The organism is Burkholderia semiarida, from assembly GCF_029268935.1.
In the GTDB taxonomy this organism is placed as follows: Bacteria; Pseudomonadota; Gammaproteobacteria; order Burkholderiales; family Burkholderiaceae; genus Burkholderia; species Burkholderia semiarida.
In genome coordinates this window covers 599,581-617,553 of record NZ_JAHLCL010000003.1, presented here as the reverse complement: position 1 = coordinate 617,553, position 17,973 = coordinate 599,581, and the positions used below count along the sequence as shown (strand labels likewise).

At 68.3% G+C, this 17,973-nt stretch carries 16 protein-coding genes and 1 tRNA gene; 12 read left to right on the top strand and 5 right to left on the bottom strand.

What is annotated here, in order from left to right:
* From rsmB to KPB06_RS06535, 10 genes are all read left to right on the top strand, one after another.
* Positions 1-1,392, top strand: a complete 1,392-nt coding sequence (gene rsmB, locus KPB06_RS06580; protein WP_275905537.1) for a 16S rRNA (cytosine(967)-C(5))-methyltransferase RsmB — start codon at positions 1-3, stop codon at positions 1,390-1,392.
* Positions 1,389-1,979 (top strand): DUF4390 domain-containing protein, encoded by a 591-nt coding sequence (locus KPB06_RS06575; RefSeq protein WP_060312271.1) that lies wholly within the window; start codon positions 1,389-1,391, stop codon positions 1,977-1,979. Before rsmB ends, KPB06_RS06575 begins: the two co-directional genes overlap by 4 nt.
* Positions 1,969-4,383, top strand: a complete 2,415-nt coding sequence (gene esaS / locus KPB06_RS06570) for a sensor histidine kinase EsaS (RefSeq protein WP_059573612.1) — start codon at positions 1,969-1,971, stop codon at positions 4,381-4,383. The genes KPB06_RS06575 and esaS overlap by 11 nt, the downstream gene beginning before the upstream one ends.
* Positions 4,384-5,085, top strand: coding sequence for a response regulator transcription factor EsaR (gene esaR / locus KPB06_RS06565; RefSeq protein WP_059573613.1), 702 nt, complete (start codon positions 4,384-4,386; stop codon positions 5,083-5,085).
* 60 nt (positions 5,086-5,145) lie between these two features.
* Positions 5,146-5,221, top strand: a tRNA-Phe gene (locus KPB06_RS06560).
* Between the two features lie 351 nt (positions 5,222-5,572).
* Positions 5,573-6,307, top strand: a complete 735-nt coding sequence (gene queC / locus KPB06_RS06555) for a 7-cyano-7-deazaguanine synthase QueC (protein ID WP_059573614.1) — start codon at positions 5,573-5,575, stop codon at positions 6,305-6,307.
* Between the two features lie 76 nt (positions 6,308-6,383).
* A complete protein-coding gene (gene queE / locus KPB06_RS06550) occupies positions 6,384-7,016 on the top strand; it encodes a 7-carboxy-7-deazaguanine synthase (RefSeq protein ID WP_006482565.1) in 633 nt (210 codons plus the stop codon).
* An 18-nt stretch (positions 7,017-7,034) separates the two neighbouring features.
* Complete coding sequence (gene queD / locus KPB06_RS06545) at positions 7,035-7,487, top strand: 6-carboxytetrahydropterin synthase QueD (RefSeq protein WP_059573615.1); 453 nt, start codon at positions 7,035-7,037, stop codon at positions 7,485-7,487.
* A 346-nt stretch (positions 7,488-7,833) separates the two neighbouring features.
* Positions 7,834-8,619 carry an HpcH/HpaI aldolase family protein gene (locus tag KPB06_RS06540; RefSeq protein WP_059573616.1) on the top strand — a complete coding sequence of 262 codons (786 nt, stop codon included), beginning with the start codon at positions 7,834-7,836 and terminating at the stop codon, positions 8,617-8,619.
* Positions 8,616-9,362, top strand: coding sequence for a tetratricopeptide repeat protein (locus KPB06_RS06535; RefSeq protein WP_059573617.1), 747 nt, complete (start codon positions 8,616-8,618; stop codon positions 9,360-9,362). The genes KPB06_RS06540 and KPB06_RS06535 overlap by 4 nt, the downstream gene beginning before the upstream one ends.
* Positions 9,363-9,447: 85 nt before the next feature.
* Here KPB06_RS06535 and rodA read toward each other — a convergent pair whose 3' ends face one another.
* From rodA to KPB06_RS06510, 5 genes are all read right to left on the bottom strand, one after another.
* Complete coding sequence (gene rodA, locus KPB06_RS06530; protein ID WP_059573618.1) at positions 9,448-10,596, bottom strand: rod shape-determining protein RodA; 1,149 nt, start codon at positions 10,594-10,596, stop codon at positions 9,448-9,450.
* Positions 10,597-10,607: 11 nt separating this feature from the next.
* On the bottom strand, positions 10,608-12,887 hold the full coding sequence (gene mrdA / locus KPB06_RS06525; RefSeq protein ID WP_059573619.1) for a penicillin-binding protein 2: 2,280 nt from the start codon (positions 12,885-12,887) through the stop codon (positions 10,608-10,610).
* A gap of 101 nt (positions 12,888-12,988) precedes the next feature.
* Positions 12,989-13,501: a rod shape-determining protein MreD gene (mreD, locus tag KPB06_RS06520; RefSeq protein ID WP_006477476.1), complete on the bottom strand. Its 513-nt coding sequence runs from the start codon at positions 13,499-13,501 to the stop codon at positions 12,989-12,991.
* Entirely contained in the window at positions 13,498-14,562 is a 1,065-nt protein-coding gene (mreC, locus tag KPB06_RS06515; protein ID WP_059573620.1) for a rod shape-determining protein MreC, read from the bottom strand. Before mreC ends, mreD begins: the two co-directional genes overlap by 4 nt.
* A gap of 138 nt (positions 14,563-14,700) precedes the next feature.
* Positions 14,701-15,744, bottom strand: a complete 1,044-nt coding sequence (locus KPB06_RS06510; protein WP_004189550.1) for a rod shape-determining protein — start codon at positions 15,742-15,744, stop codon at positions 14,701-14,703.
* Between the two features lie 366 nt (positions 15,745-16,110).
* Between KPB06_RS06510 and gatC the strand changes: the two genes are divergently transcribed.
* Both gatC and gatA read left to right on the top strand, forming a co-directional pair.
* Entirely contained in the window at positions 16,111-16,410 is a 300-nt protein-coding gene (gene gatC, locus KPB06_RS06505; RefSeq protein WP_059573621.1) for an Asp-tRNA(Asn)/Glu-tRNA(Gln) amidotransferase subunit GatC, read from the top strand.
* 69 nt (positions 16,411-16,479) lie between these two features.
* Entirely contained in the window at positions 16,480-17,970 is a 1,491-nt protein-coding gene (gene gatA, locus KPB06_RS06500) for an Asp-tRNA(Asn)/Glu-tRNA(Gln) amidotransferase subunit GatA (RefSeq protein ID WP_011546474.1), read from the top strand.
* The last annotated feature ends 3 nt before the right edge of the window (positions 17,971-17,973 follow it).

The window sequence follows — 17,973 nt, the reverse complement described above, 5'->3', positions numbered from 1 at the left end:
ATGACACGACCCCGTTCTTCCGCTTCGACTCCTTCCGGCCGCCCGGCGCGCTTGGCCGCGCTGTATCTGGCGCCCGATTCGCTCGGCTTCGCGCTCGACGCGGCCGCGCAGGCGGTCGATGCGGTGCGGCGCGGCACCGCATTGCCGGCGGCGCTGTCGGCGGTGTTCGCGCAGATGCCGTCCGGTGCGCAGGCGCTCGCGCGCGGCGCGACGCAGGACGTCGCCTACCGGACGATGCGTCGCCTCGGCAGCGCGGACTGGCTGATCGGCCGGTTCGTCAGCAAGGCGCCGCCCGCGCACGTACACGCGGTGCTCGCCGGCGCATTCGCGCTGCTGCTCGACCCGGCGGACGAGGCCGCGTACCCGGCGTTCACGGTGGTCGACCAGGCCGTTACCGTCATCGGTGCGCGGCGCGAATTCGCATTCGCGAAGGGGATGGTCAACGCGGTGCTGCGCCGTTTTCTGCGCGAGCGCGACGCGCTCGTCGCGACGATGCAGGACGACCCGGTCGCGCGCTGGAACTACCGCGCATGGTGGGTCGATGCGGTGAAGCGCGCATGGCCCGACGCGTGGCAGGCGATTCTCGCGGCCGGCGAGCGTCAGGGGCCGCTGACGCTGCGCGTGAATGCGCGCAGCGCGAGCGTCGACGCGTATCTCGACACGCTGCGCGCGAGCGGGATCGACGCGACCGCGATCGGCCGGCATGCGGTGCGGCTCGCGTCGGCGCTGCCGGTGGATCGTATTCCGGGATTCGCTGACGGCGTGGTGTCGGTGCAGGACGCCGGCGCGCAACTCGCGGCCGAATGGCTCGGCGCGCGCGACGGCATGCGCGTGCTCGACGCATGCGCGGCGCCCGGCGGCAAGACGGGCCATATTCTCGAACTCGCGGACGCGGAAGTCGTGGCGCTCGAAAGCGACGCGACGCGCGCGGCGCGTATCGGCGAGAATCTCGTGCGGCTGTCGCTCGCGGCGGAGGTGCGCGTCGGCGACGCGGGCGCGCCGGACGCGTGGTACGACGGGCGCCCGTTCGATCGCATCCTGGCCGACGTGCCGTGCTCGGCGTCCGGCATCGTGCGGCGGCACCCCGACATCCGCTGGCTGCGCCGCGAGGCCGATATCCCGGCGCTGGTCGCGGAGCAGCGCCGCATCCTGTCGGCGTTGTGGCCGCTCGTGAAGCCGGGCGGCGAACTGCTGTACGTGACCTGTTCGATCTTCCCCGAAGAAGGCGAATTGCAGGCCCGCTGGTTTGAAGCGGCCTGTGAAGATGCGGTACGATTGGACGCCCCCGGCCAGCTGCTGCCGGGTGGCGCGCACGGACGGGCGGCCGCCGGCGCACTCGACCAGAACACCGATCACGACGGATTTTTCTACGCGCGGTTTCAGAAACGGTGACGATCAAACACCTTTTTCCCTTTCGGCTCGCGGCCGTCTTGCTGGTTGCGTTGACGCTATGCGTGGCCATCGTCCGGCCGGCGCATGCCGAATCGATCGCCGTGCAGCGCGCGTCGCTCCAGGCCGACGGAAGCGGCTGGAGCCTCGACGCGCGTTTCGACTTCGAGCTGAATCCGAACCTCGAGGATGCCGTCAACAAGGGCATCCCGCTCTACTTCACGACCGACTTCGAGCTGAGCCGCGCGCGCTGGTATTGGTTCGACGAGCAGCCGGTGTCCGTCACGCAGACGATCCGCCTGTCGTTCCAGCCGCTCACGCGCGAGTACCGCGTGTCGACGGGCGGCCTGCAGCTCGGTTTCCCGTCGTTGAAGGATGCGCTCGCGGTCGTCCGGCACATCACGTCGTGGCACGTGATCGATCGCAACCAGGTGCGCGCGGGCGAAACCTACACGGCATCGGTGCGGATGCAGCTCGATACGGCGCTGATGCCGAAGCCGTTCCAGGTCGATGCCGTGAACAACCGCGACTGGACGCTCGGGTCGGACTGGAAGCGCTTCAACTTCACGGTGACCGAACGTGCTAAATAAAGTACGCCGCGCGGCCAGTGGGAAGAGCCTCCTCGTCCGCGTGATCGTCTCGACCGTCGCGCTGACCGCGCTGCTGCTGCTCGTGCTGCTCGCGGCCGCGAGCGCGAACACCGAATTCTTCGACCGCTACTACTCGTGGCTGTACGCGACCAACATCGTCGTCGCGCTCGTGTTCCTGCTCGTGGTGCTCGGGCTGATCGGGATGATCGTCGCGCGCCTGAGGAAGGGCAAGTTCGGCACGCGGCTGCTCGCGAAGCTCGCGGTGTTCTTCGCGCTCGTCGGCGTGGTGCCGGGCGGGATCATCTACATCGTGTCGTACCAGTTCGTGTCGCGCAGTATCGAGTCGTGGTTCGACGTGAACGTCGAGACGGCGCTGACGGCCGGCCTGAACCTCGGCCGCGGGATGCTCGATGCGTCGCTGTCCGATCTGCAGACGAAGGCGCGGCTGATGTCCGACCAGCTCGCGAGCGTCGACGCGAACACGAACGGCACGACGCTCACGCTGCTGCGGCTGCGCGACCAGTTCGGCGTGCAGGACGCGACGATCGTCGAGCCGAGCCGCGGCGGCTCCGGCGCGGCGCCCGACCTGCACATCGTCGCGCAGGCGTCGGGCAATTTCGCGGCGCTGATTCCGGACGACCTGCCGACGCCGCTGATGCTGAGCCAGGCGCGCGAACACGGCGCGTATGCGGCGATCGAGGGCGAAGTCGACGGCGACCCGCGCGCGCACGGCGCGAAGGGCGCGCTGCGGCTGCGCGTCGTGCGGCCGATTCCCGATGCGACGACGTCGCTGCTGCAGCCGGCGGAGCGGTTCCTGCAGCTCACGCAGCCGGTGCCGCCCGGGCTCGCGCACAACGCGGACGCCGTGCAGCGCGCGTACCGCGAGTACCAGGAAAAGTCGCTTGGCCGCACCGGCCTGCGCAAGATGTACATCGGCACGCTGACGCTCGCGCTGTTCCTCGCGACCTTCATCGCGATGATGCTCGCGCTCGCGCTCGGCCAGCAGCTCGCGCGGCCGCTGTTCCTGCTCGCGCAGGGCACCAAGGAGATCACGGAAGGCGACTACACGCCGAAGCGCGAGATCAAGACGCGCGACGAGCTCGGCTTCCTCACGCAGTCGTTCAACGCGATGACGCGCCAGTTGTCCGAGGCGCGGCTCGCGGTCGAGAAGAACCGCATCGCGCTCGAGCATTCGAAGACGTATCTCGAGAGCATCCTCGCGAACCTGACGGCCGGCGTGTTCGTGCTCGACCGCCAGTTCCGGTTGACGACGGCCAATCGCGGTGCCGAGCGGATCTTCCGGCAACCGTTCAACACGCTGATCGGCACGACGCTCGACCGGATCGGCGTGGCCGCCGGGTTCGGCGCGATGGTGCGCAAGGCATTCGCCGATCGCGAAGCGGCGTCCGACGGCGGCAGCGGCGATCGCGGTCACTGGCAGCAGCAGTTCGCGATCGAGGTGCCGGGCGAAACCGATCCGCTGACGCTGCTCGTGCGCGGCACGCGGCTCGTGTCGACGGTCGAGGGGCAGGCCGACGATCCGCAGACGTCCGGTTACGTCGTCGTGTTCGACGACATCTCCGACGTGATTTCCGCGCAGCGGTCGGTCGCGTGGGGCGAGGTCGCGCGGCGGCTCGCGCACGAGATCAAGAATCCGCTGACGCCGATCCAGCTGTCGGCCGAGCGGCTGCAGATGAAGCTGTCGGACAAGCTCGCGCCGTCCGACGCGGACGTGCTCAAGCGCGGCGCGACGATGATCGTGAACCAGGTGGCCGCGATGAAGCGGATGGTCGACGATTTCCGCGAATACGCGCGCACGCCGCCGGCGGTGCTCGCGAACCTGCAGTTGAACGACCTGGCGAGCGAGGTGCTCGGGCTGTACGGCGTCGGCGAAGGCAAGAGCCCGATCGTCGCCGAGCTCGCGCCGTCGCTGCCGGTGATTCGCGGCGACGCGACGCAATTGCGCCAGGTGATTCACAACCTGCTGCAGAATGCGCAGGATTCGGTCGCGGAGTCCGCGCATCCGCGTGTGTTGATCGAAACCAAGACAGTAGAATATGGCGACCCCGACGCCGAAGGCAAAACGCGCGTCGCGGTACGTCTGACCGTGTCCGACAACGGGCCCGGTTTTCCGGCACGCATCCTGACCCGCGCGTTCGAGCCTTACGTGACGACGAAGGCGAAGGGCACGGGGCTCGGGCTGGCCACGGTCAAGAAAATCGTTGACGAGCACGGCGCGCGGATCGATCTGCGCAATCGCATGCACGGCGAGACCGTCGAGGGTGCGCAGGTGTCGATTCTCTTCCTGCAGATGGCGAGCGATACGCCAGGCGCCGAACCGGGCGCGCAGGACGGGGCGACGCCCGCCAAGACAAAAGCAAGTGAGCAGACAAAGGCAGCGTAAATGGCAACCATCCTGGTGGTAGATGATGAAATGGGCATCCGGGAATTGCTCTCGGAGATCCTCAGCGATGAAGGACATGTCGTCGAGGCGGCGGAGAACGCGCAGGCCGCGCGGGAATACCGGCTGAAGCAGGCGCCCGATCTCGTGCTGCTCGATATCTGGATGCCCGATACCGACGGCGTCACGCTGCTCAAGGAATGGGCGGCGCAGGGGCTGCTGACGATGCCCGTGATCATGATGTCCGGGCACGCGACGATCGATACGGCCGTCGAGGCGACGAAGATCGGCGCGCTCGATTTCCTCGAGAAACCGATCGCGCTGCAGAAGCTGCTGAAATCGGTCGAGCATGGTCTCGCACGCGGCGCGGCGCCCGTATCCGCGAATGCGGCGGCGAAGGCGGGCGGCGGCCAGCCTGCGGGCCCGGCGGCGGTCGCGTCCGCGGCGGCGCTGCCGACGCTCGGCGACGACATGGCGTCGGCGCTCGGCCTCGCGGGCCAGACGGCCGCGATCCCGTTCGACATCCCGCTGCGCGAAGCGCGCGATGCGTTCGAGCGCGCGTACTTCGAATATCACCTCGCGCGCGAGAACGGCAGCATGACGCGCGTCGCCGAGAAGACGGGCCTCGAGCGCACGCACCTGTATCGCAAGCTCAAGCAGCTCGGCGTCGAGCTCGGCAAGAAGCCGCCCGAAGGCGCGCTGTAAAATTTTTTGCGAAAGCACTTGCTCAGGGATGAATAGCTCGATATACTTTCATTCTTCGTTGGCCCGGTAGCTCAGTTGGTAGAGCAGCGGATTGAAAATCCGCGTGTCGATGGTTCGATTCCGTCCCAGGCCACCAGCATTCAAAACCCCAAGAATCGGAAGGTTCTTGGGGTTTTTCGTTTGTGGTGGGTATCGCGTGTCGTGGGCCGCGGGCCCGGCAGCATTCGTCGGGGCATGATAAAATCCGTGCCCGCTCAATGACTTAGCGCATCGCTTCATGCGCATGGCCGGCCGCCCGCGGCGCGCCTGCCGTGGCGCGCGGCAACGATGCCGCGCGATGAGCGGTATAAGCGCGCCGCCGCATTCTCGGCCGACCGCGCTGCCTATACTGGTCGAGCCGGCGCAGGCCGGCCGTGTCGGGCCGCCCGGCGGCAGCCGGCCTCGGGGCGCAGCGCGACGCGAGCCTACACATTCACGGAGTATCACGGTGATTCGGACAGACGCTAAAGACGGCGCGCTCGTGTTGTTTTCCGGCGGGCAGGATTCCGCCACGTGCGTGGCATGGGCCCTCGAACGCTACCAGACGGTCGAGACGCTCGGCTTCGATTACGGCCAGCGTCATCGCGTCGAGCTCGAGTGTCGCGAAGGCGTGCGCGAAGCGTTGAAGCGCAAGTTTCCGGCGTGGTCGGACCGGCTCGGCGACGATCACATGATCGACCTGTCGGTGCTCGGCGCGATCAGCGATACCGCGATGACGCGCACGATCGAGATCGAGACGGCGGCGAACGGCCTGCCGAATACGTTCGTGCCGGGCCGCAACCTGATGTTCATGACGATCGCCGCGGCGATCGCCTATCGCCGCGGGCTGCGCGTGCTGGTCGGCGGGATGTGCGAGACCGATTTCTCGGGCTATCCGGACTGCCGCGACGACACGATGAAGGCGCTGCAGGTCGCGCTGAATCTCGGCATGGATACGCGCATCGTGCTCGAGACGCCGCTGATGTGGCTCGACAAGGCGCAGACGTGGCAACTCGCCGAACAGCTCGGCGGCGACGCGCTCGTCGAACTGATCCGCGTCGAGACGCACACGTGCTACGTGGGCGAGCGCGCGGAGCTGCACGACTGGGGCTTCGGCTGCGGCGAATGCCCGGCCTGCAAGCTGCGCAAGCGCGGCTACGAAGCCTACCTGAAGGGCGAGCGGGTGACCGAAGCGCCGCTGTGACGCGGCTCGCGCGGGCAGCGCTTGATGGACAACGGATTCTGATCGACAACGAGCGGCGCGAGCCGGACGAAGCACGATGACTTACGCGGTCAAGGAAATTTTCTACACGTTGCAGGGCGAGGGCGCGAACGCGGGCCGGCCGGCCGTGTTCTGCCGGTTCGCCGGCTGCAATCTGTGGTCGGGCCGCGAAGAGGACCGTGCGGAGGCCGTGTGCCGCTTCTGCGATACCGACTTCGTCGGCACCGACGGCGAGAACGGTGGCAAATTCAAGGACGCCGCCGCGCTCGTCGCGACGATCGCGGGCCTGTGGCCGGAAGGCGAAGCGCACCGCTTCGTCGTCTGCACGGGCGGTGAGCCGATGCTGCAGCTCGACCAGCCGCTCGTCGACGCGCTGCATGCGGCCGGCTTCGAGATCGCGATCGAGACCAACGGCTCGCTGCCGGTGCTCGAATCGATCGACTGGATCTGCGTGAGCCCGAAGGCCGATGCGCCGCTCGTCGTCACGAAAGGCAACGAACTGAAGGTCGTCGTGCCGCAGGACAACCAGCGGCTCGCCGACTACGCAAAGCTCGATTTCGAGTATTTTCTCGTGCAGCCGATGGACGGCCCGTCGCGCGACCTCAATACGAAGCTCGCGATCGACTGGTGCAAGCGTCATCCGCAGTGGCGGCTGTCGATGCAGACCCACAAATATCTGAACATTCCCTGAGCCACGGCTTTTGACATCGTGCTGATTACCCGAAAACTCGAATTCGACGCGGGCCACCGCATCCCCGATCACCGCAGCCAGTGCAGGAACCTGCACGGCCATCGCTACGTGCTCGAAATCACGCTGCGCGGCGATCTCGTCGATACGGAAGGGGCGCCCGACCGCGGCATGGTGATGGATTTCGCCGATGTGAAGGCGCTCGCGATGGAGCACCTCGTCAGCAAGTGGGACCACGCGTTCCTCGTCTATGCGCGCGACGAGGTCGTGCGCTCGTTCCTCGAGCAGATGGCCGACCACAAGACCGTCGTGATCGACCGGATCCCGACCGTCGAGAATCTCGCGGCGATCGCGTTCGACATCCTCGCGAACGTGTACGACGCGCACTACGGCGTGAACCTGCGCCTCGAGCGCGTGCGGCTGTACGAAACGCCGAACTGCTGGGCCGACGTCGAGCGCCAGCCCGGCCGCTGATCCTGCCTGCCCCGGCAGCCCCGCCGTGCGGCGCGGGCTGCCCGTCGATGCGCTTTCGCGCGCCCACGCCCCCGCGGTCTCGCCGCCGCCAGTCCCGCGCCGGTACGGCTTCCCCCGTCGGTTCCCGCATCGAGCACCCCGCCGCGCTATGATCGTCGTGCGGCGCCGAAAAACGCTCGCGTGACCCATTGCGCGGCCCGCGCTGTCAGATCGGCCGTCCCGGGCCGACTCACGTTCTCGGGCGCGCGATCCGCCGCCGCCGTGCTTCGCTTGCCCGGCGGCGGGCGTTTCGCTTCGCCTGTTGCTTGTCCCGTTCGATTGCCGTTCCGCTCCGGAGGCCGTATCGATGAGCACGCTCACCAATTCCCTCAAACAACGCCTGCGCGACGGTGACGAGCCGCTGTACGGCCTGTGGCTGTCGCTCGGCAGCGACTCGGCCGCGGAAGCGCTCGCGCACGCCGGTTACGACTGGCTCTGCATCGACATGGAGCATGCGCCGAACGACAGTCGCGACGTGGCGTCGCAACTGCGCGCGATCGCCGCCGCGCACCTGCCGAGCGAGCCGGTCGTGCGCGTGCCGGCGCGCGAGCCGTGGCTCGTGAAGCGCGCGCTCGACGCCGGCGCGCGCACGCTGATGTTCCCGTGTATCGAGACGCCCGACGCCGCCGCGCACGCGGTGCGGCTCACGCGCTTCCCGTCTCCCGAAACGCCCGACGGGCTGCGCGGCGTCGCGGGCATGGTGCGCGCGGCGGCGTTCGGCATGCGACGCGACTACCTGCAGACGGCGAATGCGCAAGTCGCGGTGGTCGTGCAGGTCGAATCGGCGCGCGGCGTCGACGAAGTCGAGCGGATCGCGGCGACGCCGGGCGTCGATTGCCTGTTCGTCGGTCCGGCCGACCTCGCGGCGAGCCTCGGGCATCTCGGCGATATCCGCCATCCGGACGTCGAAACCGCGATGGCGCGCGTGCTCGCGGCCGGCAAGCAGGCGGGCGTCGCGGTCGGCATCTTCGCGGCCGATACGGCGGCCGCGCGCCAGTACCGCGAGGCCGGCTATCGGATGATCACGGTGTCGGCCGACGTGAGCTGGCTATTGCGCGCGGCGCGACAGGCGTTGCAGGAGGTACGGTCATGAACGGCGCAGACGGTGCGTGCCGCAGGCGCGCGCGGATCGGGGCGATGGTCGGCCTGTGGGCCGTGTGGGCGGCGGCCGCCGCGCAGGGCGCGCCGCAAGCGAAGCCCGATCCGTCGCGCGAGACGCAATCGGCGGTCGCCGACTACAACGCAGGCGACTATCGCGCGGCGCTGGTGCAGTTCCACGATGCGGCCGAGCGCGGCGATCGCCTCGCGCAGTTCAATTACGCGATGATGCTGCTGACGGGCGAAGGCGTGACGGCGAACGTCGACGAAGGGCTGCGCTGGCTGAAGCGCGCGGCGGAAGCGAACATGTCGCATGCGCAGTACGTGTACGGCCGGATGTTCGACGACGGCGAGTTCGTCGCGCGCAATCCGGCCGAAGCGCACCGCTGGTTCCTGCGGGCCGCGAAGCAGGGGCACGTGCAGGCCGCGCTGTCGCTCGCGAACCAGTTTCTCGACGGGCGCGGCACGCCGCGCGACAACCGGCAGGCGTTCACGTGGTACAAGCAGGCCGCCGACGCCGGCGAGCCCACCGCGCAGTACGTGACCGCATCGTTCTACGAGCACGGCGGCGACGGCGTCACGCAGAACCTGAACATCGCACGGGCGTATTACGCGGCGGCCGCCGCGCAGGGCGACGAGACGGCCGGCCTGAAATTCAAGGAGCTGAGCGCGCGGCTGAAGGCGCCGGCATCGGGCGCCGGCGTGGGGCAAGACAAGCCGCGCGCGCCGCCGCAGTAAGCGGCCGCATTCGGCGGGCCCGATGCAAAACGGCGCGTCGCGGCGCCGTTTGCGTGTGCTGCGCGGTGCGGTGCGGGCCGCGCGATCAGCTCTTCATCAGCCGCCGCTGCCGGCCGACGCTCATGATCATCCCGATCGCGATGCCGAGCGTCGTGAGCGCGGTGCCGCCGTAACTCATGAACGGCAGCGGCACGCCGACGACCGGCAGCACGCCGCTCACCATCCCGATGTTGACGAACGCGTAGACGAAGAACGCGAGCGTGAGCGAGCCCGCGAGCAGCCGGCCGAACTGTGTCGCGCCCTGCGCGGCGATGTAGAGGCCGCGCGCGATCAGCGCCATGTACAGCGCCAGCAGCACGAGCCCGCCGGCGAGCCCCCATTCCTCCGAGAACACCGCGAAGATGAAGTCGGTGTGCTTTTCGGGGATGAATTCGAGGTGGGCCTGCGTGCCTTTCAGGTAGCCCTTGCCGAGCACGCCGCCCGAGCCGATCGCGATCACCGCCTGGATCGTGTGGAAGCCCTTGCCGAGCGGGTCGGACGTCGGGTCGAGCAGCGTGCACACCCGGTGCTTCTGGTAGTCGTGCATCAGCGGCCACTGCACTTCGGGCTGGCAGATGCGTTCCTCGAACACGGCGATCGAGCCGACCGCGATCACGCCCGCGACGAGCACCGGCACGATCAGCTTGAACGACAGGCCGGCCAGATAGATCACGAAGAAGCCGGCCGCGAACACGAGCAGGCCGGTGCCGAGGTCGGGCTGCTTCGCGATCAGCCCGACCGGCACCATCAGGATCCCGAACGCCGCGACGAAGTCGTACCAGCGCAGCCCGCCTTCGCGGCGCTGGTAGTACCACGCGAGCATCAGCGGCGTCGCGATCTTGAGGATTTCCGACGGCTGGATCACGACGCCGACGTTCAGCCAGCGCTTCGCGCCCTTCTTGGTCATCCCGAACAGCGCGACGGCGATCAGCAGCGTGACCCCGAACGTGTAGAGCGGGACCGCGAAGCGCATCAGCGTGGTCGGCGGGATGTTGGCGATCACCCACATCAGCACGAAGGTCAGCAGGATGTTGCGCAACTGGTCCTCGACGCGGCCCGGTACGTCGATCGACGCGCTGTACAGCGTGACGATGCCGACGCACAGCAGCAGGAACACGATGAGGGCGAGCGGGCGGTCGAAGCCCGCGAACATCTGCTTGATCTTGTCGAGCCAGGCGCGCTTGTCGAATTGCATGCCTTTCTCCGTTAATGAGCGGTGCCGGCGTCCGCCGCTTTCGCGGGGGCCGTCGCACGATGGTTGTCGTCCCGCGGCGCGGCGACGGCAGGCTGCGCGTCGCTGGCGGGCCGGCGCGGGCGGTGCGGGCGCCGGATCGGCGGCAGGCTCGCGGCCATCGGCGCCGCGGCGCTCGCGTCGGCCGGCGCCGTGGCGCTGGCGCCTGCCGCGCCCGAGGCGCCCGAGGCGCCCGTGGCCGCGTCGGCCGCGCTGGCTGCCGACGGCACGACGGGCTGCGGCAGCGCGGTGAAGCCGGCCGCGATCGTGGCCGGCTTCGATGTGTCGCCGACCACGGGCGCGCTCACCGGCTCGGTGGCCGACGCCGCGGCGGCCACGGCCGCGGCTTCGTTCTTCGGGTTCTGGCGCTCGACCAGGTAGTAGTCGAGCACGCGACGCGCGACCGGGCCGGCGGCCTGGGCGCCCCAGCCGCCGTTTTCGACGACCAGCGCGACGGCGATCTGCGGGTGGTCGACCGGCGCATACGCGATGAACAGCGCGTGGTCGCGCAGGTGCTCGGCGAGCAGGTGGCCCTTGTAGTTCGAGCCCTGCAGCGAGAACACCTGCGCGGTGCCGGTCTTGCCGGCGGCGAGGTACTGCGCGCCGCGGAACACCTTGTACGCGGTACCGGACGGGTTCTCGATCACGTTCTCCATCCCGCGTTTCACGACGTCGATGTCGGCTGCCTTCAGCGGGATCACGTCGCTTTCCTTCGGCACCGTCAGGTGGCGGGCACGCGTGATCGGATCCTCGACTTCCTTCACGAGGTGGGGCTTCATCACGACGCCGTTGTTCGCGAGCGTCGCGGTCGCGTGCGCGAGCTGCAGGATCGTGAACGAGTTGTAGCCCTGGCCGATCCCGAGGCTGATCGTCTCGCCGTCGAACCACTTCTGCTGCGCCGGCTTCTTGAACGCCTTCTTCTTCCAGTCGGTCGACGGCAGGATCCCGCGCGCCTCGCCCTGGATGTCGATGCCGGTGATCTGGCCGAAGCCGAACGGCTTCATGAAGTTCGCGATCGCGTTCACGCCGAGGTCGCGCGCGAGCATGTAGAAGTAGGTGTCGTTCGACACCATGATCGCCTTGTTCATGTCGACCCAGCCCTGGCCCGAGCGCACGTCGTTGCGGAACGTGTGGCCGCCGAACGTGAAGTAGCCCGGGTCCTGGAAGCCCCAGCCCGGCGTGCGCTTGCCGAGCGTCAGGCCCGCGAGCGCCATGAACGGCTTGTACGTCGAGCCGGGCGGGTAGGTGCCGTGCAGCGGGCGGTTCAGGAGCGGCTTGTCGGGCGAGTTGTTCAGCTCGTCCCAGGTCTGCTGGTCGATGCCGTCGACGAACGAGTTCGGGTCGAAGCTCGGCGACGACACGAACGCGAGCACGTCGCCCGTCTTCGGCTCGATCGCGACGAGCGCGCCGCGCTTGCCGGCGAACGCCTGCTCGGCGACCTGCTGCAGCCCGATGTCGAGCGACAGCACGAGATTGTTGCCGGGCGTTGCCTGCGTGCGCGACAGCGTGCGCACCGGCCGGCCGCCGGCCGTCACCTCGACTTCCTCGAAGCCCGTGAGCCCGTGCAGCTCGGTTTCGTAGCTCTGCTCGACGCCGATCTTGCCGATGTAGTCGGTGCCCTTGTAGTTGTTCGCGTCGCGACGCGGATCGTAGTGTTCCTGGTCGCTGTCGTTGTCGTCGCTCATCGCGTCGATGCGATCCTGGTCGCGCTTCGAGATCCGGCCGATATAACCGATCACGTGCGCGGCCGTCATGCCGAGCGGGTACTGGCGGAACAGCCGCGCGCGCACGTCGACGCCGGGGAAGCGGAAACGCTGCGCGGTGAAGCGCGCGACTTCGGCGTCGGTGAGCCGCGTGCGGATCGGCAGGCTCTCGAAGTTCTTCGAGTCTTCCTGCAGCTTCTTGAAGCGGCGGCGGTCGCGGGCGTCGATCGGGACGATCTCGGACAGCTTGTCGATCGTGTTGTCGAGCGTGTCGTCGAGCTTCGACGGCGTGATCTCGAGCGTGTACGCCGAGTAGTTCTTCGCGAGGATCACGCCGTTGCGGTCGGTGATGATCCCGCGGTTCGGCACGATCGGCGCGACCGAGATGCGGTTTTCCTCGGCCTGCAGCGCGTATTTGCCGTGCTGCATCAACTGCAGATAGAAGAAACGGCTCGCGAGCAGCCCGAAGCAGACGAACACGAACACGCCCGCCGCCGCGACGCGCAGGCGGAACCTCGAGAGCTGCTGTTGGGTGTCGTTGAATTCGGTCATTTACTGGCAATCTGGCCCGCGCGCGGGCGAGGGCGAGGTGCCGCCCCGGAGCGCGGCGCGCGGCGGGCGTGGGGGCGGCGGGTATTCAAGGTCGGTCCGGCTCAGATCGGGCGCGTATCGTCCGGGTCGACCGGGCGGCGTTGCGGCATCAGCAGCAGATGGCTCGCGATCGGCCACAGCGCGGCTTCGACGAAACCGTCGACGAGGTAGCGCCAACCGGGGAACGCGGCGCCCATCAGCAGGCGGATCACGAACGGCACGAGCTGCGCGGCGACGAGCAGCGGCGTGACGTACAGCACCTGCACGCCGATCGGCATCCACAGCACGCGGCGGTGGATCGTGATCGCGCCGTACGACAGCAGCGTATAGGCGAGCGCATGCTCGCCGAGCAGCCCCGCGTCGTGCACGTCCATCAGGATGCCGAGCGCGAACGCGACGCCCATCCCGACCTTGCGCGGCTGGTGGATGTTCCAGAACAGCAGCACCAGCGCGACGAAGTCGGGCACGCCGGGCAGGCGGCCCCACGGCATCAGGTTCAGCAGGAACGCGGCGGCGAGGCTGAAGACGATGAAGTACGGATTGACCGGCTGCAGGATGTATTGCGGGCGGTTCATCGCTGGGCTCCAGATTGCCCGGCGGCGGGCTTCGCGGGCGCGGCGGCGGGCTGGGCCGGCGCCGGCGCCGGCTTCGCGCCGGGCTGGGCCGCGGCGGCCGGCTTCGCGTTCGCGTCGGCCTTGTCGGTTTTCTCGGCCTTCTCGCCCTTTGCGGCGGCTTTCGCGCCCTTCTTGCCCTTCGCGTTCTTCTCGGCGGCGGGATCGGGCTCGGCCGGGCGCGGCGGGATGTCGTTCCGGTAATGCAGCACGAGCATCTGGCGCGCGCCGCGCACGGCCGCGACCGGTGCGCAGGTCACGCGCGCGAACGCGGTATCGGCGAGCTTGTCGACGCGCACGACCTTCGCGACCGGCAGGCCGGGCGGATAGACGCCGTCGAGGCCGCTCGTGACGAGCTCGTCGCCGGCGACGAGATCCGCGCTCGTCGGCACGAAGCGCAGGTCGAGCGAATCGCCCTTCGGCGTGCCGTAGATCACGCTGCGCAGGCCGGTGCGCAGCACCTGCACGGGAATCGCGAGATCGCGGTCGGTGACCAGCGTGACTTCGGATTGCAGCGGGAACACGCGCGTGACCTGGCCGACCACGCCGTCCTCGCTGACGACGGGCGAGCCGTCCTGGATGCCTTGCTGCGAGCCTTGGCCGATCACGATCTTCTGCGTGAACGGGTCGCTCGTGTCGTACTGGATCTCGACCGGCGTCGATTGCGTCGCGATGTGCTGGCGCAGCTCGAGCACCGCGCGCAGATGGATGTTCTCCTGCGCAAGCACCGCGGCCTGGTTGGCCTGCGTGGACAGTTGCAGGTTGCGCTTGCGGAGGTCGTCGTTCTCGTGGCGCAGCGACGCGCCGGTGACGGCGATGTCGGCCGCGCCCATGAACAGGTCGCGCGGCACGAGCGCCGCGCGTTGCAGCGGGTACAGCACGGTGCCGAGTACGCCGCGCACGATTTCGAGCGTGCTGAAGCGCGCGTCCGACACGAGGAGCGCGATGGCGAGGGCGACGAAGAAGATGAGCCGCGCGAGCGCGGGCGGACCTTGCTTGAAGAGGGGCGGCGGACTGTATTCCATGGTCGGCGCCGGGCGCGTGTGATCGGTTAAATAATGCTCAGACGCGCAAACGGCGCGGCGGTTCGTTCTGAACGAGCGATCCGGCCACGCCGCGGGTGCGTCATATCAAACGGGACTGCCTAGGCGATCACTGGGCGATCACTCGTACGAGAAGATGCTGCCCAGCTTGTCCATGCGCTCGAGCGCCATGCCCGAACCGCGCACGACGCAGGTCAGCGGATCTTCCGCGACGAGCACCGGCAGGCCGGTTTCTTCCGCGAGCAGGCGATCGAGGTCGCGCAGCAGCGCGCCGCCGCCCGTCAGCATCATCCCGCGCTCGGCGATGTCGGCGCCGAGTTCCGGCGGCGTCTGTTCGAGCGCGATCTTCACCGACGACACGATCTGGTTCAGCGGATCGGTCAGCGCTTCGAGGATTTCGTTGCTGGAGATCGTGAAGCTGCGCGGGATGCCTTCCGACAGGTTGCGGCCCTTCACTTCCATTTCCTTGACTTCGGAGCCCGGGAACGCGGAGCCGATTTCCTTCTTGATCGCCTCGGCGGTCTGCTCGCCGATCAGCATCCCGTAGTTGCGGCGGATGTAGTTGACGATCGCCTCGTCGAACTTGTCGCCGCCGACGCGCACCGAGCCCTTGTAGACGATGCCGCCGAGCGAGATCACGCCGACTTCGGTCGTGCCGCCGCCGATGTCGACGACCATCGAGCCGGTGGCTTCGGACACCGGCAGGCCCGCGCCGATCGCGGCCGCCATCGGCTCCTCGATCAGGTAGACCTGCGACGCGCCGGCGCCGTGCGCCGCTTCCTTGATCGCGCGGCGCTCGACCTGGGTCGAGCCGCACGGCACGCAGATGATGATGCGCGGCGACGGCGAGAACATGCGCGACTCGTGCGCCGTCTTGATGAACTGCTTGATCATCTGCTCGGTGACGGTGAAGTCGGCGATCACGCCGTCCTTCATCGGGCGGATCGCCTCGATGTTGCCCGGCACCTTGCCGAGCATCTGCTTGGCTTCCTTGCCGACCGCCTGGATCGTCTTCTTGCCGTTGGGGCCGCCTTCCTGGCGGATCGACACGACGGACGGCTCATCGAGCACGATGCCCTTGCCGCGCATGTAGATCAGGGTGTTTGCGGTGCCGAGGTCGATCGCGAGATCGTTGGAGAAGTAGCTGCGCAAAAAACCGAACATTCAGAATCCTGTTTCGCTCTGGGCCGGCCCTGCATAGCGAGCGCTGAGGGCGGCAGCGGAAAAAATAACAGCCTCGGGAAGCGTGGCGGAAGCGGCCGCCGCGGCGCACGAAGCTGCGAGTGATGTCTACCGGGGATCGCACGAAGCACGCACGGCTTGCCGAAACAAGGCGAAACGGTGCGGGAAAAGGCTGCCGGGTTTGGGTCGAACGCGTAATGATACCTTATAATTTCACGGTATTTGAATCGAAACGGGCGGTATTTTTGCCGCTTCGGCCCCGATTTTTGAGGGTGGGATCGCACCCTCCAACCCCCCGCCGCAGTGCTGCTTCGATGCACTGCGCAGCCTTGTTTTTCCGGTGATCGCATGGCCCTGACCCTGACCGATGTGAAACGCATCGCGCACCTGGCGCGACTCGAAATGGCCGACGCCGACGCCGAGCACATGCTCGGCCAGCTCAACGAATTCTTCGGCCTCGTCGAGCAGATGCAGGCGGTCGACACCGCCGGCATCGCGCCGCTCGCCCACCCGATCGAACAGATCCAGGCAGTCGCGCAGCGCCTGCGCGACGACGCCGTGACGGAGCTCGTCAATCGCGACGACAACCAGCGTCCGGCGCCGGCCGTCCAGGACGGCCTCTATCTCGTGCCGAAGGTGATCGAGTAAGCATTCGATGACAAGCGCGCCGGCCGTCCAGCGCCGCGCGCTACCCAGAATTCCCAGGAAAACCACTCAATGCACGCAAAAAGCCTGACCGAACTGCGCGCCGCGCTCGCCGCCAAGGAATGCTCGGCCGTCGAGCTCGCGCAGCACTATCTGAAACGGATCGACGCCGCGCGCGACCTGAACGCGTTCGTCCACGTCGACGCCGACCTCACCCTCGCGCAGGCGAAAGCCGCCGACGCGGAGCTCGCGCGCGGCGCGGGCGGCGCGCTCACCGGCCTGCCGATCGCGCACAAGGACGTGTTCGTCACGCGCGGCTGGCGCTCGACCGCCGGCTCGAAGATGCTCGCGAACTACGAGAGCCCGTTCGACGCGACCGTCGTCGCCCGCCTGCAGGCGGCCGGCATGGTCACGCTCGGCAAGACCAACATGGACGAGTTCGCGATGGGCTCGTCGAACGAGAACTCGGCGTTCGGCGCGGTGAAGAACCCGTGGGACACGAACGCGGTGCCGGGCGGCAGCTCGGGCGGCAGCTCGGCCGCCGTCGCCGCGCGCCTCGCGCCGGCCGCGACCGGCACCGACACCGGCGGCTCGATCCGCCAGCCCGCGTCGTTCGCGGGCGTGACGGGCATCAAGCCGACCTACGGCCGCGTGTCGCGCTACGGGATGATCGCGTTCGCGTCGTCGCTCGACCAGGGCGGCCCGATGGCGCAGAGCGCGTCCGACTGCGCGCTGCTGCTGAACGCGATGGCCGGCTTCGACGAGCGCGACTCGACGAGCCTCGAGCGCGACGACGAAGATTTCACGCGTCACCTCGGCCAGCCGTGGGCGGCCGGCAACGACGCGGGCAAGCCGCTCGCCGGCCTGCGCATCGGCCTGCCGAACGAGTATTTCGGCGCCGGCCTCGCCGACGACGTGCGCGCGACGATCGATGCGGCGCTCAAGCAGTATGAAGCGCTCGGCGCGACGCTCGTGCCGGTGTCGCTGCCGAAGACGGAACTGTCGATCCCCGTGTACTACGTGATCGCGCCGGCCGAGGCGTCGTCGAACCTGTCGCGTTTCGACGGCGTGCGCTTCGGCCACCGCGCCGCGCAGTACGGCGACCTGCTCGACATGTACAAGAAGTCGCGCGCCGAAGGCTTCGGGCCGGAAGTGAAGCGCCGGATCCTCGTCGGCACGTACGTGCTGTCGCACGGCTACTACGACGCGTACTACCTGCAGGCGCAGAAGATCCGCCGCATCATCGCGAACGATTTCCAGGAAGCGTTCAAGTCCTGCGACGTGATCATGGGCCCGGCGTCGCCGACGGTCGCATGGGATCTCGGCGCGAAGGGCGACGATCCGGTGCAGATGTATCTCGCGGATATCTACACGCTGTCGGTGAGCCTCGCGGGCCTGCCCGGCATGAGCGTGCCGTGCGGCTTCGGCGCGGGCGCGAACGCGAAGCGCCCGGTCGGCCTGCAGATCATCGGCAACTATTTCAACGAAGCCCGGATGCTGCAGGTCGCGGACGCGTTCCAGCGCGCGACCGACTGGCACAAGCAAGTTCCGGCGGGGGTGTAAGCA

Bases quoted from the DNA above. Each gene is read 5' to 3' on its own strand.
- mrdA (WP_059573619.1), bottom strand. From the start codon at position 12,887: ATGACCGAATTCAACGACACCCAACAGCAGCTCTCGAGGTTCCGCCTG.
- mreD (WP_006477476.1), bottom strand. From the start codon at position 13,501: ATGAACCGCCCGCAATACATCCTGCAGCCGGTCAATCCGTACTTCATC.
- KPB06_RS06510 (WP_004189550.1), bottom strand. From the start codon at position 15,744: ATGTTCGGTTTTTTGCGCAGCTACTTCTCCAACGATCTCGCGATCGAC.
- queE (WP_006482565.1), top strand. From the start codon at position 6,384: ATGACTTACGCGGTCAAGGAAATTTTCTACACGTTGCAGGGCGAGGGC.
- gatC (WP_059573621.1), top strand. From the start codon at position 16,111: ATGGCCCTGACCCTGACCGATGTGAAACGCATCGCGCACCTGGCGCGA.
- rodA (WP_059573618.1), bottom strand. From the start codon at position 10,596: ATGCAATTCGACAAGCGCGCCTGGCTCGACAAGATCAAGCAGATGTTC.
- KPB06_RS06540 (WP_059573616.1), top strand. From the start codon at position 7,834: ATGAGCACGCTCACCAATTCCCTCAAACAACGCCTGCGCGACGGTGAC.
- KPB06_RS06535 (WP_059573617.1), top strand. From the start codon at position 8,616: ATGAACGGCGCAGACGGTGCGTGCCGCAGGCGCGCGCGGATCGGGGCG.
- rsmB (WP_275905537.1), top strand. From the start codon at position 1: ATGACACGACCCCGTTCTTCCGCTTCGACTCCTTCCGGCCGCCCGGCG.
- gatA (WP_011546474.1), top strand. From the start codon at position 16,480: ATGCACGCAAAAAGCCTGACCGAACTGCGCGCCGCGCTCGCCGCCAAG.
- mreC (WP_059573620.1), bottom strand. From the start codon at position 14,562: ATGGAATACAGTCCGCCGCCCCTCTTCAAGCAAGGTCCGCCCGCGCTC.
- esaR (WP_059573613.1), top strand. From the start codon at position 4,384: ATGGCAACCATCCTGGTGGTAGATGATGAAATGGGCATCCGGGAATTG.